Origin of the sequence: Aquimarina algicola (assembly GCF_006443095.1) — a bacterium.
Lineage (GTDB): Bacteria > Bacteroidota > Bacteroidia > Flavobacteriales > Flavobacteriaceae > Aquimarina > Aquimarina algicola.
Window position 1 is genome coordinate 96698 of the sequence record NZ_VFWZ01000009.1, and the last position, 15491, is coordinate 112188.

The 15491-nt window shown below is 31.9% G+C and carries 15 protein-coding genes; 7 read left to right on the forward strand and 8 right to left on the reverse strand.

Annotated elements, in window-relative coordinates; genetic code table 11:
• Positions 1–19: 19 nt before the first annotated feature.
• Both FHK87_RS22280 and FHK87_RS22285 read right to left on the reverse strand, forming a co-directional pair.
• Positions 20–730 (reverse strand): LytR/AlgR family response regulator transcription factor, encoded by a 711-nt coding sequence (locus tag FHK87_RS22280; protein WP_140596949.1) that lies wholly within the window; start codon positions 728–730, stop codon positions 20–22.
• Positions 727–1776 (reverse strand): sensor histidine kinase, encoded by a 1050-nt coding sequence (locus FHK87_RS22285; protein ID WP_140596952.1) that lies wholly within the window; start codon positions 1774–1776, stop codon positions 727–729. Before FHK87_RS22285 ends, FHK87_RS22280 begins: the two co-directional genes overlap by 4 nt.
• A 231-nt stretch (positions 1777–2007) precedes the next feature.
• Between FHK87_RS22285 and FHK87_RS22290 the strand changes: the two genes are divergently transcribed.
• From FHK87_RS22290 to FHK87_RS22305, 4 genes are all read left to right on the forward strand, one after another.
• The gene (locus FHK87_RS22290; RefSeq protein ID WP_140596956.1) at positions 2008–3456 is read left to right on the forward strand and encodes an alpha/beta hydrolase; all 1449 of its coding nucleotides are present in this window, start codon (positions 2008–2010) and stop codon (positions 3454–3456) included.
• 219 nt (positions 3457–3675) lie between these two features.
• Entirely contained in the window at positions 3676–3906 is a 231-nt protein-coding gene (locus FHK87_RS26425) for a MotA/TolQ/ExbB proton channel family protein (RefSeq protein WP_226294379.1), read from the forward strand.
• 400 nt (positions 3907–4306) lie between these two features.
• Positions 4307–4828: a TlpA family protein disulfide reductase gene (locus FHK87_RS26430; RefSeq protein WP_226294380.1), complete on the forward strand. Its 522-nt coding sequence runs from the start codon at positions 4307–4309 to the stop codon at positions 4826–4828.
• 58 nt (positions 4829–4886) lie between these two features.
• Positions 4887–6206 carry a serine hydrolase domain-containing protein gene (locus FHK87_RS22305; protein WP_140596964.1) on the forward strand — a complete coding sequence of 440 codons (1320 nt, stop codon included), beginning with the start codon at positions 4887–4889 and terminating at the stop codon, positions 6204–6206.
• Positions 6207–6287: 81 nt separating this feature from the next.
• Here the strand turns inward: FHK87_RS22305 and FHK87_RS22310 are convergent, their stop codons facing one another.
• Both FHK87_RS22310 and FHK87_RS22315 read right to left on the reverse strand, forming a co-directional pair.
• On the reverse strand, positions 6288–6527 hold the full coding sequence (locus FHK87_RS22310; protein ID WP_140596966.1) for a CDGSH iron-sulfur domain-containing protein: 240 nt from the start codon (positions 6525–6527) through the stop codon (positions 6288–6290).
• An 89-nt stretch (positions 6528–6616) separates the two neighbouring features.
• Entirely contained in the window at positions 6617–7993 is a 1377-nt protein-coding gene (locus FHK87_RS22315) for a DUF3179 domain-containing protein (protein WP_140596969.1), read from the reverse strand.
• A gap of 246 nt (positions 7994–8239) precedes the next feature.
• Here FHK87_RS22315 and FHK87_RS22320 point away from each other — a divergent pair, with 246 nt between their 5' ends.
• Both FHK87_RS22320 and FHK87_RS22325 read left to right on the forward strand, forming a co-directional pair.
• Entirely contained in the window at positions 8240–9061 is an 822-nt protein-coding gene (locus FHK87_RS22320; RefSeq protein WP_140596971.1) for a carboxypeptidase-like regulatory domain-containing protein, read from the forward strand.
• A 161-nt stretch (positions 9062–9222) separates the two neighbouring features.
• The gene (locus tag FHK87_RS22325) at positions 9223–9828 is read left to right on the forward strand and encodes a M949_RS01915 family surface polysaccharide biosynthesis protein (RefSeq protein WP_140596974.1); all 606 of its coding nucleotides are present in this window, start codon (positions 9223–9225) and stop codon (positions 9826–9828) included.
• 17 nt (positions 9829–9845) lie between these two features.
• Here FHK87_RS22325 and FHK87_RS22330 read toward each other — a convergent pair whose 3' ends face one another.
• The 4 genes from FHK87_RS22330 to FHK87_RS22345 form a co-directional block, all read right to left on the reverse strand.
• Positions 9846–11609, reverse strand: a complete 1764-nt coding sequence (locus FHK87_RS22330) for an ABC transporter ATP-binding protein (RefSeq protein WP_140596977.1) — start codon at positions 11607–11609, stop codon at positions 9846–9848.
• Positions 11610–11796: 187 nt separating this feature from the next.
• On the reverse strand, positions 11797–12789 hold the full coding sequence (locus FHK87_RS22335) for a DUF1028 domain-containing protein (protein WP_140596979.1): 993 nt from the start codon (positions 12787–12789) through the stop codon (positions 11797–11799).
• A gap of 71 nt (positions 12790–12860) precedes the next feature.
• A complete protein-coding gene (locus FHK87_RS22340; RefSeq protein WP_140596982.1) occupies positions 12861–13490 on the reverse strand; it encodes a hypothetical protein in 630 nt (209 codons plus the stop codon).
• A gap of 10 nt (positions 13491–13500) precedes the next feature.
• Positions 13501–14862, reverse strand: coding sequence for a DEAD/DEAH box helicase (locus FHK87_RS22345; RefSeq protein ID WP_140597399.1), 1362 nt, complete (start codon positions 14860–14862; stop codon positions 13501–13503).
• 92 nt (positions 14863–14954) lie between these two features.
• Between FHK87_RS22345 and FHK87_RS22350 the strand changes: the two genes are divergently transcribed.
• Positions 14955–15488 (forward strand): NADPH-dependent FMN reductase, encoded by a 534-nt coding sequence (locus tag FHK87_RS22350; RefSeq protein WP_140596985.1) that lies wholly within the window; start codon positions 14955–14957, stop codon positions 15486–15488.
• The last annotated feature ends 3 nt before the right edge of the window (positions 15489–15491 follow it).

The following is a 15491-nucleotide window of genomic DNA, read 5'->3' on the forward strand; positions in this document are numbered from 1 at the left end:
AATTAAATATCCTCTTGTGTTATATATTACTTAGTCTATTTAATACTTCACTCTTGTAGTTTCTGCTTATTGGGATTGATTTATGTTGTATTGTGATTTCTTCATTCGAAAAAGAATTAATATGTTCTATCGCAATAATATATGACCTATGAATACGCATAAATTGTTGCATAGGCAATTTAGATTCTATTGTACTTATAGATTCTCGAGTAACAACAGTTTCTTTAGCACCATAAATTTTAAGATAATCACTATAACTTTCGATATAATAAATATCAGAAAAGTTGATTTTTTTCATTCTGCGATCTGATCGAACAAAGATGAAATTATTTGTAGAAGTTTCTTTAATCTGGTTATTTGTAGGTTTATGATAAATCTCAACATAATTATTAACCGCATTTAACAGTCTTTCAAAAGAAATAGGTTTTAATAGATAATCTACAGCATGCAGATCAAAACCATCAATAGCATATTCTCGATATGCAGTGGTAAAAATTATTTTGATAGTAGTATTGATTGATTTTGCAAAAGAAATTCCGGAGATTTCAGGCATGTTAATATCAAGAAATATAAGATCAATTTGTTGTTTATTGATACAATTAAAAGCTTCTAGAGCGTTACCACATTTCGCAATTACCTGTATCTGATCAATTTTTGACAGATGACTCATCAAAATATCTCTTGCTGTTGGTTCATCATCTACTATGATACAAGAAATTTTAGTGCTCATGCTTCAGTTTTTGAATGTTTTAGAATAAGTTGAACCATATACCAGTGTTGATCTATTGTAATATTGAGATCATGCTGATCTTTATACAGTAATAATAATCGTTTTTTTATATTTTTCAATCCAATGCCTTCTTTATTTTTTTGTTGATCCAGAATAGAGTTTTTAATAGTAAATTTAATTTGATTATCAATAATTTTGAGCGTTATTACAATAGACAATTTCTGATTTCTTAATTGTCCATGTTTAAAACTGTTTTCTACAAAAGGAATAAAGAGCATTGGAGCTACTGATATGTTGGGGTTAATTTTTTCAATATCAATAGTGATATCGAGGGTATCTCTAAAACGCATTTTTTCTAAAGCGATATAATCTTCAATATGATGTATTTCTTCTTGCAATGCCACCGAAGGTTTATCTGATTGATATAATAAGTAATCCAAAAGATTTGATAGTTTAAGGATCATCTCAGGGGCCTCTTCAGATTTTTTGAGAGCAAATCCGTAAAGTGTGTTTAACGTATTAAATAAAAAATGAGGATGAATTTGCATTTTGAGGTACTGTAGTTCTTGCTCTTTTAATTTAAGTTGAGCTTCGAGGATCTTATGCTTGAGTTCTTGATTTGCAGCGTTGGATTTGTAATTATGTTGCACAAGACGAAAGACGCTCGCTACAATAACAACAAAATATACAGCAATAAATAAAAATAGGGGACTACGGGTCAGTGGAGCCATTTCTTCAAATTTCAAAGAAGACAAAAAGATAAGCCCATAAAAAAGAGAAATAATAATAAAAAGTGCTGATATAATAATGGTATAAATACAATATACTAAAAATGAAAAGTACTTTTTTTGCAATAAATATTTAGGAATCAGAAGATCTATTACAGTGTAAGTAGTACCTATGGTTACAGGCATTAAGAATAATGAAAATGAAAATACATAGTTGATATTACTTGTGTTATGCCCAAAAAAGTAAGTAAAGCAAAATAAAACAATACCCCAGAAAATAATATGTAATAGAATCTCCAGTATTTTTTTTACCATCATTTTTTTTTAAACTAATAGGTGTAAAAATAGGGATATAATATCTGTATAATTTTTATAAGATATAAGACTATAAAGATAAATAACTATATAAACAGGGTTTTTGACGTGTTTACGAAACTAAAATGCATAATCTTGCTATATAGAGTATTAATTCTGTACTTCATCGCAATGTGTAAAATGCTCAGGTATTTGTAATTAGTTTAGACTCAAAAATAAATCTTATTACGATATATGAGAGTTTTTGAGTATTTATACCTTGCATTACTTATTGGTAGTATTTTATCATCTTTTTTGAGAAGAAGGATTCTTCAACATTTCATTTTTTACAGTTGTATTTTAATCTTGTTGTTGCATGTATTGATAGAAGGGGTGAGATGGCAGATATACCTAGGCTATTTTGCTTTTGTATTGTGTGCGATATTGTTTATAAAACAAAACTTTATAAAATGGCAGAAAATAACATTATCAGCTTTTGGCATTATATCATGTCTCTTCAGTATCGCTCTAGGAGTAGCGATGCCGGTTATACAATTTCCTGAACCTTCAGGTTCTTTTTCTATAGGGGTAGAATCTATTTATCTAGAAGATAAAACTCGAAAAGAGATACTAACCAGGGATAACAAGGATTACCGAAAATTGACAGCGCATATATGGTATCCTTCTTACGATAAGATACACAAACCGGAGAAATATATGGATAACGGTGTTGCAGAAGCTTTTGCAACAAGTAAGGGGATGCCTTCATTTATAGCATCACACTTTGATCTTACCAAGATACATATAGAACATTCTTTACCGATTATAAAAGATAAAAAAATGCCAGTGATTATATTATCTCATGGATTACTTTGGAATAGTGAAATGTATGTTTCTATTATTGAAGAAATTGTAAGTCAAGGGTATATTGTCGTGGGGATTGATCATTTGTATGAATCCTTTTTTACAACACATAAAGGTGAAAAGATAAAATGGAATCAAGATAATATAGATCGTATGAATGTAGGTCTGGATTTTAAGTATATGAAAAGTAAAATGGATCTTGGTCTGAATGAAAAAAATGATAAAATTCGTACTCAAGCTATCGAAGAATTAATAGAATACTTACCATATTTTGAAAGTTTAGATAGATGGTCAGATGATATTTCTTTTGTCATTGATCAAATATTACTACTCAATACAAAACCAGAAAGTTTTTTGTATCAAAAAATTAATCAAGAACAAATAGGCTTGCTAGGACACTCATGGGGCGGTGCTGCCGTTGTACAACAATCAACTGCTAACCCAAAGATAAAAGCAGTAATTAATATGGATGGTGCACAATGGGGCAGGGCATCAGATAGTATATTGAAAACTCCACTCATGCTTATGCATGCCGATAGAGATTATAGTACATTTTTTACTCCTAATTTTTATGTATATCATAAGATAGCAAAAAATGATGTGTATCTGGCTACGATTACATCTGCTGACCATGCCAATTTTGGTGATTTGTCATATTGGTCTAAAATAAAATCCTTAACTCAAACAGGAACAATTCATGAAGAAAGAATGAGTCATATAACAAATAAATTGATACTTTGTTTTTTTGATAAATATCTAAAAGGTAAAGATGTCAAGATACAAGATAAATTTGTAGAACAGTATCCAGAAGTGGAGATAAATAGAACAATACCCTTTTAAAGAATAAGTGATCTTAATATGTTTAGTTTAATTTTTAGTAATACAATGTTTTTAATTCAAACAGAAACACCATCTTTCTTTACTCAACTTTTTAACAAAATTTATGAAGGAGGGTTGTTTTTTATGCTTCCCATAGTGATCATTTTTGCTTTAGTATTATCGATTACTATAAAAAATATATTTGTTATAGTTAAAAAAGGGCATTCTTCAGTAAAATTTATGAAGCTTATAAACTCAATAGGACTTTTAGCCTTGGTATGGGGTGTATTAGGACAGCTTATAGGATTAGTAACAGCCTTTGATAGATTAGAAATGTTGGGTGAAGTTTCTATAGAAGTACTAGCTAGAGGATTAAAAATCTCTGCATTGCCTACTATTTTTGGTTTTTTTACTTTCTCTATATCAAGAGCTATTACTATTATATTTCTTTGGATTCAAAAAGAACATTAGTCTTTAACTAGCAATTATGCAAAAACAGGTTTTCAATATCATTTTTGGTATTATTATAATATTACTATTGGTCTTTATAATCTTTTTTTCATTAAGATATATAGATGTTATTTACGAGTTTTCTAACCTAAAATGGATTGCAGTTTTTGCTTGTATTCTCAGTTATTATATTGCAGGAGTAATTAATAAAAATACTTCTATAAAATGGCTGTTTTTATTGATTTTGGGAGTACTAATATTCAAACCATTTCGATACCTATATTTTCCTTTCTTTTTCATTTTATTATTCTTTTCCATTAGTACTTTGATACTCACAAGAAGGCACGTCAAAAAGCAATATAAAATCTTATTGTCTTTAATAATGGTAACATTGTTTATGCTCATAATGTTTTCTCAACCGATGATACTGAAGAAAGAAAATTTTAAAAAACAGTATGACGGAAGTGTAACTAATACCATTGTCATTTGGGATTTTACCAAAGAAAAAAAGACTACAGCAATATTGTCTTATCAACAGTTTATAGATATTAATAAGAACACAGTCATGTTATCAGCGTTCGAAGGAAAAACAATGTTTGTGAGTTTTTGGGCTACTTGGTGTGCTCCTTGTCTGAGAGAGAAACCTATTTTGGATCAAATAAAAGAAAAACATAAAACCAAAAGCGATGTAGTATTTGTAGATATTTCAATTGATCATGATTTTGATGCATGGCAATCCTATCTGCAAAAATCAGATATGAAAGGAATACAACTCAATACAGATGGTAATGAAATTAAAATAATGAACGAATATAAATTTTCAGGAATTCCTTTTCATATTCTCGTCAGTCCAGATGGAGTATATAAACAAAATGATAGTTTGCAATTTGTAGATGAATTATTGCGAGATAGAGAGAAACTGAACTCTTTTATAAAAAATTAAAGTCTACCCGTAGAAAGCATACCATTAATAAATAACAATAATAAAAAAATAAAGAAAGATGATCAGAATAATGATTATTTGTATGATGCTAGTGTATAATTTAATGAATGCACAACTTAATGTGTCAAAATTAGATAGCTTGTTTACTTTAATAGAAGTAAAGAATAAAGGTATGGGGCATATTTTTATGACAAAAGATGGAAAAGAAATCTATCAAAAATCCATAGGATATGCAGATATAGAGAATCAAATACAATCAAATAGAAATACAAAATATCGTATAGGTTCTATAACAAAGACATTTACTGCAACATTGATTATGCAGTTGATAGAAGAAAAGAAGTTAAACTTGTCTGATCATCTCGATGAATTTTTTCCCGAAATACCCAATGCGAATAAGATTACAATAGAACATTTATTAAGGCATCGTAGCGGGATTTATAATATTACAGATGATAAAGATTTTAGAACCTGGATGGTTGTACCGAATACAAAACAGCAAATGCTCAATCGTATTGCTGGCAAAGAATCACAATTTGAACCTGGTGAGAAATCAGGATACTCCAACTCTAATTATATCTTGTTGTCATACATTATAGAGGCAATTGAAAATAAAACTTATGCCGAGGTCTTATCGTCAAAACTTATTATCCCCTATACTTTGAAGAATACTTTTTATGGTAGTAAGATAAACTCAAAAAATAACGAAGCGAATTCATATGCTCAAAAGGCAACATTAGAGTGGAGTAAACAACAAGAAACAGACATGAGTGTTCCGGTTGGAGCAGGGGCAATAGTATCAACAGCAGAAGATGTGACAATTTTTTATGATCATTTGTTTTCGGGCAAAATACTATCAAAAACATCTCTTTCTGCAATGACAACATTAATTGATAATCGAGGACTGGGAGTAGTTCAGTTTCCTTTTGATGGTAAAAAAAGTTATGGTCATCCCGGTGGTATAGATGGGTTTCAATCTATAGTGGTTTATATCCCAGAAGAAAATCTTTCTGTTAGTTATTTATCAAATGGCGTTGTTTTGAGCTTGAATGAGATACTAACAGGAGTATTAAAAGTATATTTTAATATAGAATATACTTTACCGGATTTTAAGCCAGCTATAAAATTAAAAACTGAAATATTAGATGAATATTTGGGTACATATAAAGGAGAAGAACCTCCTTTTGAAATAGAGATTATCAAAGATAATATCACTTTAATTGTAAAAGCAAAAAACGGTCCGACATTTCCCGTAGAATCTTATGAAAAAGACAAATTTAGGTCAGAGCGAGCAGGTGTTCATATCAAATTTTTGACAGAAAAGAATAAAATGTTTCTTCAGTTAGGAGGAAAAGAAATTGAGTTTATAAAACAATAATATATTTATTAGTATTGATGAATATATTGAGAATTATACCTTTACTAATACCCCGAACATGACTTGTATTCGTGGTTAAAATTAATTGTTATGTGATCCGTCGCAATATGGTGGATTACTAGTAAGTTTGCAAGTACATAAATAAGCTTCCTTATCTTGATCGACACTAAAGAGGGTAGGTGGTGTTCCTTTTGCTGTTTTGTGATTACCATCGCAAAATGGTTGCCCTTTGCTATGTCCGCAAGTACACCATGCATAATTTTTACCACCTTCTAATTGGCAGGCAATAGGCGCGTCTCCACCTCTGATATTATTTTCCATAGTTTTGATTTTTTGTTATCTAAAAATATCAAATCTAAGGTTAAGATTGATTTTAAATTAAATTGAGGATACAGAAATCAATAACATAATTATTTGATGAGTTTTGTTTTGGGAAAAGCAGCTTGATAACCAAACCAAAAAGCATTATGGGTAGACATACGAGTAAGCTTTTGATGGGTAGTTGCATGTTCCAGATGATTTTCTTTTACATGCCAAACCTCTCCATTACCATCTTTTGCCTTGGTATTTTGATCATAGAAAACAAATTCGATATCTTTTGTAAAGTATACCCGATGTGCTCCCGAAACATCTGTAAATACAGTAAAATTTTTATTATTGATCGTGCTTTGATATATTTTTTGTTTCCTTAAAAACTTAGAAGAAATAGCAATATTTTCATCAGTTTCTTCTGGTAGTCGTATCGCAAGGATTTCTTGTTTATTTTTTAATCTAGTGTCTACACCAGGCACAGAAAACATTAATTCATCAGTAGTAAAATAATCTTTATAAGCTTCGCCTTCATTATAGTTTCGAGTGTGACCGGTACGCAAAGAAAGTACTTTGGTTTCAGGATGGCGTTTTTTCCACTCCCCCCAAGTAGTAGTAACTACACTCAGGTATTCTAACTCAATACCCTGATTAACCAAAGGACCTATGACAGGTTTGCCCCAGAGAGTATTCCATAGCGATTGTGTTTTTTGATCATACATCAATTTATTAGAACGGTATAAAAATCCGCTAGTACCTAATTGATAGTTTACTCCATCTTTTTGTGTTTTATATAAAATTACAGTACCACACAATGTGCAATATACTCCCGCCACAGGAATATTACCAACCCGATCTGTAAACATTTCATGCCAAGCAAGGATTCGTTTAGGATAAGCTCTGATATCTCCCTGAACAGCAATGCCAAAAACGATATCAGTATCAGCTAGGTATTTTGCTTGTTTTGCAGAAATCATTTTTGGGTTTCTCAAAGGAGGAATTCCATCCTGAATCACACCACCCCAACGAACTTCATCTAATCGTATGGTAGATAAATCTTGTCGATCCAAAAAATAATGTTCAAATCTAGCATCTAACCCTTTGTGTAATGCAGCTTTAAAAGTATAATAGGATCCCTGATAAGTAGAATCTTTGTTCCAGATATATTCATACCACTTGTTAAAATCGTAGCGATAGTATTTCTTAGTATTTTTTTGAAGAATGTTAAGTAATTTTTCGGATGTAGAAGGATTTCTGAGAAAATATAACGACTCGATAGCGATTGCTTCAAAATGATCAGACCAATTATTTTTGATATAACTCAGTGATTTTTCATGCACTTGTTTATTTCTAGTGCTGAAGAAATCTAAAAAGTACTCATAATCTTGTTTGTTGTTTGCAATAACAGTGTTTTTCTGACTATATATAGAGCTGGTGGTTTGTACTATAAATAGCAGTATATAAAAGAGTTTTCCCATCTGTTTTTATCATTTGGTCGTATTAAAAACAGATTTACTACGTATGTGAGGTGAAAACAGAGAAATATGTTGTACAGATGTATTAATATGGTAGTGCTATATGTTACTGTATTACAATAGTTAAACATTTAATCATAGCACTTAAGTTTTAATACATATTGATTGAATCTAAAAATAGTTTGGTTTACGAATTGCAACACTCAGATAACAATTAGGTTTTTATAATGGAACTTATTGTATAAACGAATGAACCATAAGTACTTGTGTTGTGTTGTTAAATTATTCATTGTATTGTCCTCGTGTAATAGCAATGCTCAAGAAATAGAACTTATGGGAGTGATTCAAAGTTTTAGTAATGAGATTTCTGATGTATTGGTGATTAACCTCAATAGCAAAAAATCCACGATTACAAATGCCAAAGGAGGTTTTACAATAGCGGTTAATAAGAACGACACCTTACAATTTTCTGCAATTACATATGTAACTAAAAAGGTTATGATTACAGATTCAATTCTTGATCAAGGTATGATGATTGTGGTTTTAAAAGAAAAAACTATCAATTTGGAAGAAGTGGTTGTACGTCCTTATGATTTAACTGGTAATATAAACGGAGATATTCAGAAAATTAAGCTTTCTCCCGTAATAAAAGCATCGTCCTTGGGATTGCCAGAAGCAAAGCTAAAGGTAAAAACCAAAAATGAGCGGTTACTTTTTGAAGCTAATCACGGAAAAGCTGTCAAAATACAAGGAACTCCTTTTGGTGTAGGTCTTATCGTAAATGTACATAAAATCCTGAATAAGATTTCTGGTCGAACAAAATCCTTAAAAGGCAGAGTAGCACTTGATGAAAAAGTAAAAGTAGAGGATGAGATTATTAATATGTTTTCAGAAATTGAGATTGCAGAAGAATTGCAGATTCCTCAATCTCATGTAGAGCGTTTTTTACAGTATGCTATGAATCAGGAAGCGTTTACTGAATTAATAGATGCAAAAAATGCGTTTCAGGTTTGGGAATATATTAAAGACAGTAGTTTATCATATAAAAAAGAGCATGGATTGGGTGAATAAGCAATTTGATTCTTCAAATCATCTATATATAAATTTTATGAGGAATAGAGCTGATTGTAATTGGATGGATTAGAATCTTGTTGTATTGTTTAATAACAATATAAACTCTGCTAAACCGTTCTCAAGTCATTAACATAATACATATAATCCAAAAAAAGAGTATGCGAACAATAGTATACATTTTTATTTCTTTGATTCTTATTTCGTGTAATAACTCAGATAAAAACAAGAAAAATTCGTCTAATGAAATTAGTGGCAAGTTTGAAGTATTAGATACGTCAAATTATGATTTGAGTACGCTTGATGTTAAAGGAGATATTGTTACTAAAAAATTTTGGAAGGACTCCAAAGGTGAAAATATTGTACTATTTTCTAAAAAAGACCATGAAATTTTTGTTTATCACTACGCTATTGAGCCCGATAGTACAAAGCTAATTAGAAGAATTTATGATTTTACAGAAGAAGGTTGTGAGTATGATCTTTTTGCAGACTTTATTGATGAGTCAATTACGATAACAGATTTGGACAAAAATGGTCTAGGTGAAATTACTTTTGCCTACAAATTAGCTTGTATTTCAGATGTTTCCCCTTTAACATTAAAATTATTGATGTTAGAAAATGGAGAGAAATATATCATTAGAGGGAACACATTAATAAATATGGGGAACGAAGTATTTGGGGGTGATAAAAATATCGATCCGTCTTTTGAAAAAGCATCTCCTCTTTTTTTGCAACATGCTAATAAAATATGGGCAAGCGTGCAATAAAATTATGAATAGTTGATTTAGATTCTTGCCTGATACGTGTATAGGTCATGGTATCTACCCTTTGTATCAATAAGTTGATGATGAGTGCCTTTCTCAACAATACGCCCTGATTCGATAACGAGAATTTGATCTGCTTTTTTGATCGTACTTAATCGATGCGCAATAACAAAAGTAGTTCGCCCTTTCATCAGTTCATTAAGGCTTTTTTGTATTAGAGCTTCACTTTCAGTATCCAAATTAGAAGTAGCTTCATCGAGAATAATGATTTTTGGATCAGCCAAAATTGCTCTTGCAATGGCAATACGTTGGCGTTGACCACCAGATAGTTTTACACCACGTTCTCCAATAAGTGTATCAAGCCCATCCTCAAATCGATCTGTAAATTCATTTACGTAAGCGGCTTGAACTGCATTTTGTAATTCTTCTTTGGTAGCCTCGGGTTTGGGGAATAAGATATTGTCTCTGATCGTACCTTCAAACAAAAACTCATCTTGTAAAACGACTCCGAGATATTGTCTGTAGGAGTTTAGTTTTACTTTAGAAATATCTTGTTGATCAATAGTAATTCGTCCGGATTGTGGATTGAGAAAAGTAGCAGCAAGACCTGCAATAGTAGATTTCCCTGAGCCAGAGCTTCCCACCAGAGCTGTTACAGAACCAGAAGGCGCTTTGAAACTAATATTGTGTAACACTGGTTTATCTTTTTCGTAAGCAAAAGAAACATCATCAAAGATGATTTCTCCGGTGATAGCATCTAGGGTAATATCTCTATCTTCAATCTCATCTTCCGGAGTCATGTTCATTAATTCTTCAGTACGATCCAATCCGGCAAGTGCTTCTGTTAACTGGCTTCCGATGTTACTCATTTGAACAATAGGAGCAATCATAAATCCTAGTAAAAGGGTAAAAGATAGAAAGTCGCCAATTGTTAACTCATCAATCATGATTTTATATCCACCAATTCCCATAATACCGGTAGAAGCAATACCGAGTAAAAAGGTAGAAGAACTGGTGATCAAAGCGGTTGTGGTAAGGCTTTTCTTTACATTTTGAAACAATCGATCTACGCCTTCTTCAAAAATTTTGTTTTCTTGTGCTTCAGCATTAAACCCTTTAATTACACGAACTCCAGCTAATGTTTCGGTAAGCCGTCCTTTTACTTCTGCATTGATGACTCCACGTTTTCTAAAAATCGGGCGTATATATTTAAATGCTTTTAAAGCGACTACTCCAAATACAGATACCGGAATCAACACAAATAATGTCATAGACGGACTGATACGAATCAATAATATGAGTGATATAATAGCAGTAATAGTTCCTCCAACTAATTGAACCAAGCCTGTGCCAATAAGGTTTCTTACTCCTTCGACATCACTCATAATGCGAGAAACGAGTGCTCCTGATTTTGTATTGTCAAAAAAACTAATGGGAAGTGATAATACCTTTTTTTGTACTTGCGCCCTTAATTCAGAAATTAAAAATTGCGCCTGTACACTTAATATTCGAGTCAATAAAAATGAAGTAATGGATTGTATAAGAATGGCAATACCGACACCAATAAGAAGTGTTTTGAGCATATTGTAATCCTTTTTAGCAATTACATCATCCATAAGATATTTACTAGCCATAGGTAAGATCAGACTTGCAAGCCTACTAAGTACAATAAGAAACAATCCTATAAAAACAAGATTTCTTCTGGGCCAGATAATAGTTTTGAACGCTTTGCCAATACTAACTTTAGGTTTTTTTTTAGATGTTTTATCTGTAAATGTTTTCATATTGGTTCTCTATAATAACTCTTCAAAAATGTTAGGAATATAATTTCTGCATCTAGTGTCATAGCACAAATCTCGCTAAGAATCTAAATTTTTTAAGTAGTAAGCTCTTTGGGAAATCCTTTGCCAAATGCATAAGAAGTAAAAACATGAGCAAAAATTGAAGCCACTTGTATACGAATTATTTACTTTATAAACTTAAAATGGTGTTCAACTGTGCTTCAGAGATATTTAATAACCCAGATTTGGGTAATCGCTTTGTGAGTTCCCTCCAATTTTTATCTTTCTGAAAAATAGTTTTAAAAATTGGTAAAGCTTCTTTCAGCTTATTGTTATTTGCCATAGCAATAGCTTTCCAATATTTCATTTCTAAATTTTCCGGAAATAATTGCTCTGCAGCATTATATGCTGCAAATGCTTTAGACATATCGCCTTCTTCTATAGCAAGGTCGCCGTTATTCATAAACTGATACGCTTCATGTACTTTCAAAAGACGTTCTAATTCTACTAATGGAGTAGGATGATCATCTACTCTGAGATGAATTTTTTTGTCTTCCCATACATTTTTGGCAGGTGATCCATCAACAACAATTAATGCCGCAGATTGTTTTCCTCTGATATCACCTCCGGCTTCTTGGGCAGCCAAAAGTACTTTGACCACTCGTTGGGCAAGAGGTAGATCTTTATTTTTTTCAAAAGCTTCGGCCATTGCAGGTACTACCTTATCATTCAACATCATATTGGCTTGTACTGCAAAATTATCTCCTATGATATGATGAGCAGACGCTACGCATTTCTCTCCTGTAAAAGCAGCTGTATTTCCTTTATGATCTAAGAAAGCCACTTGTCTAAAGTCTTTTCCTTCGTCTTTTGCAACAAGAAGATCGAGTGCTTCTTTAGCAGATGTTCCTTTCTCTATAAGCGAAAGCCCCTCTGGACCATAAGCCGGATTTACAAAAGATTGTGTGGCTACAACGCCAACTCCGGATTTGCCCCATGATACAATTGAACCCACAGAAAACCAATGACTTTGTACACCCACAGCCATTTCGCCTGTGACTTTGTCTCTGGCAACAATAGAAAAAGTATGAGCAAATTGATCTTTATATACTTGTTGTGCGTTGATCTGATAAGAGACAAAAAAGAATAGAATTGGTAAAAACCGTATATCAAAACGTTTCATAGGATTGTTTTTTGATTTTAAATATAATCTGATAAGATTATAAAGCTATACAATATAGTCTAAAACTATCATTATTGTCTAACATATATTTTTAGTGCATCACTTTTTTGAAAAGCATAAGAGAGCTGCTTATTACTGAAAGATTTTTCGGGCTTATAATTAGAAAGTGATAAAACATACGGTAAACTCATTCCCCATGAGCCTGATTTTTTTGTTTCTCCCGGTACAATCATAACTACATGGCCATATGTTTTGGATGTATCGATAACAAGTGCTAATCCCCCTCTATTAGTATGCTCTAATGCCTGATCAATTGTTTTTTGACTAATCGTTCCTAATTGCAACCAATGTCTGGATTGCTCAACAATAAGTCTAATGCTATCATAAACAACATATCCTAATTTTGGATCATTGAACTCTGTTAACTCATACGTTTCGGCAATAACTTCAGTGATACTGTTTCTGCATTCATTACGTTCGGTTGCAGCTTTTTTGCAAGTAATGAAATTGTTTACAGCTTTTTCCAAATCCAGATCAATCTTTGCTTTAGTAATGTTATTATTATCGATTCGGTCATTACTTACACTTTCGTCACTTGACTCGGGATTATCTTGATATTCGTTATTATTTTGTTTTTGATTGTCTTGACAAGAAGTGATCAATGTTATCGCTAATACTATTGTGAGTAGTTTTTTGTTCATAAGGTTACTTTTATCGTTTTTTTCTTTTTTTATGTTTTTGATTAAAGGTTTTATCTCCTCTTGTTTTTGGTTTTTTGTACTTCTTTTTAATTTCCCGTTTATATTTCCCTCCTAGATTTACTTTTTTATTTTTTTCCTTTTTCTCATGAAAAGCTGCACCGGCCTCATCATCGTTGGTTCGTTTATTGGGATTATAAATTTCTTTGACTACAGGTTGCTCTTCTGGGGTAAGTTCTTTAGAGACTTCAACATGATTAGGGATATCCAGTTGCTCAACTTTCATTTCCATAAGTTCTTCTATAGCTTCCAGATATTCTTGTTCTTTTTCGGTCGCAAGTACAATAGCGGTTCCTTCTTTTTGCGCACGACCTGTTCGACCAATACGATGCATGTAATTTTCAGGATAAGCAGGAGTATCTACATTGATAACATGTGTAATATCATCTATATCCAATCCTCGAGCCATAACATCTGTAGCGATCAGGATATGATGTTCTCCACTCTCAAATTGTTCAATACTTCTGAGACGGTAGTTCTGTGTTTTATTAGAATGAATAACAGCACATTGATCAGGAAATGTTCTTTCGAATCTTTCAAATAAACGATCAGCCATACGTTTATTGCTAACAAAAAGTAATACTTTTTTGAATGCTTCTTTATCGTGTAAAAGATCTTCTAGCAGATTGACTTTAGTATAAAAATTAGCAATCTTATACCCGTATTGCTTAATGTTTTCTAATGGAGTTCCGCTTTTGGCAATAGATATTTTTTGAGGATTTGTAAATATTTCTGTGATGATGCTCTCTACGTCTTCAGTCATTGTTGCCGAGAACATAATGTTTTGTCGCTGCTGCGGAAGAATATCAAAAATATTCATCAACTGATGTCTAAAACCTAAATCCATCATTACATCAACCTCGTCGATGACTAACTTTTGAATGGATTTTAATTGCAATGCACGGCTCACCGCCAAATCGTATAAGCGTCCTGGTGTTGCTACTATAATATCTAGCCCTTGAGATACGACTTGTTTTTGCGTATTGATGTTAGTACCCCCATATACTCCTTCAATTCGTACATTGATATATTTAGAAAGCTTTTTTATTTCTTCTACTACCTGAACCACAAGTTCTCTAGTGGGAACAAGTACTAATACTCTTGGGTTTTGTTGTACAGAATATTTTAGCATCCGAAGTATAGGAAGCATATAAGCAAATGTTTTACCAGTACCTGTTTGCGCTATACCTACAACATCCTTACCTGACATTACAGGAGAAAATGCTTGCTCCTGTATAGGAGTAGGAGTGGAGATATGGATATCATCTAATGCGTTAAGAAGTTGAGTACTTAAATTTAAATCTCTAAAAGCCAATGGGTTTGTTTTTTCGTGATGATACAAAGGTAGCCTTATTTTGCGACTGTAAGCTTTTTGATTATTTTTGATTACTTTAATTAACAAAAATAATGAGCAAAATACTTGCCTTTGCAGGCTCTAATAGCAGTACTTCTATTAATCAAAAACTTGTGAAACATATTGTTTCATCAATAGAAAATCATGATACAAAACTTATCAACTTAATTGATTATCCTCTACCTATCTATGGTGAAGATGAAGAAAAAAAGGGATTTCCGGAAATGACAACTGCATTACAAAAAGAAATTTCAGAATCAGATGGACTCATCATTTCTGTAAATGAACATAATGGAAGTTGGAGCGCTTTTTTTAAGAATATAATTGATTGGCTATCAAGATTAGATCGTAATTTTTTAGAAGGAAAAAAAGTATTGTTATTAAGTACTTCTCCTGGCAAAAGAGGAGGGCTTAGCGCTTTGGAGTTTGGAAAGAGCGTTTTACCAAGGTTTGGGGCAGAGATTGTAGGGAGCCTTAGTTTTCCTTCTTTTTATGATAATTTTTCTGAAGAATCTAATACGATTACAGACAAAGAATTGTTACTCAATATCAAGCAAGTACTAGATATTTTTACAAAAGAAATCTGATAT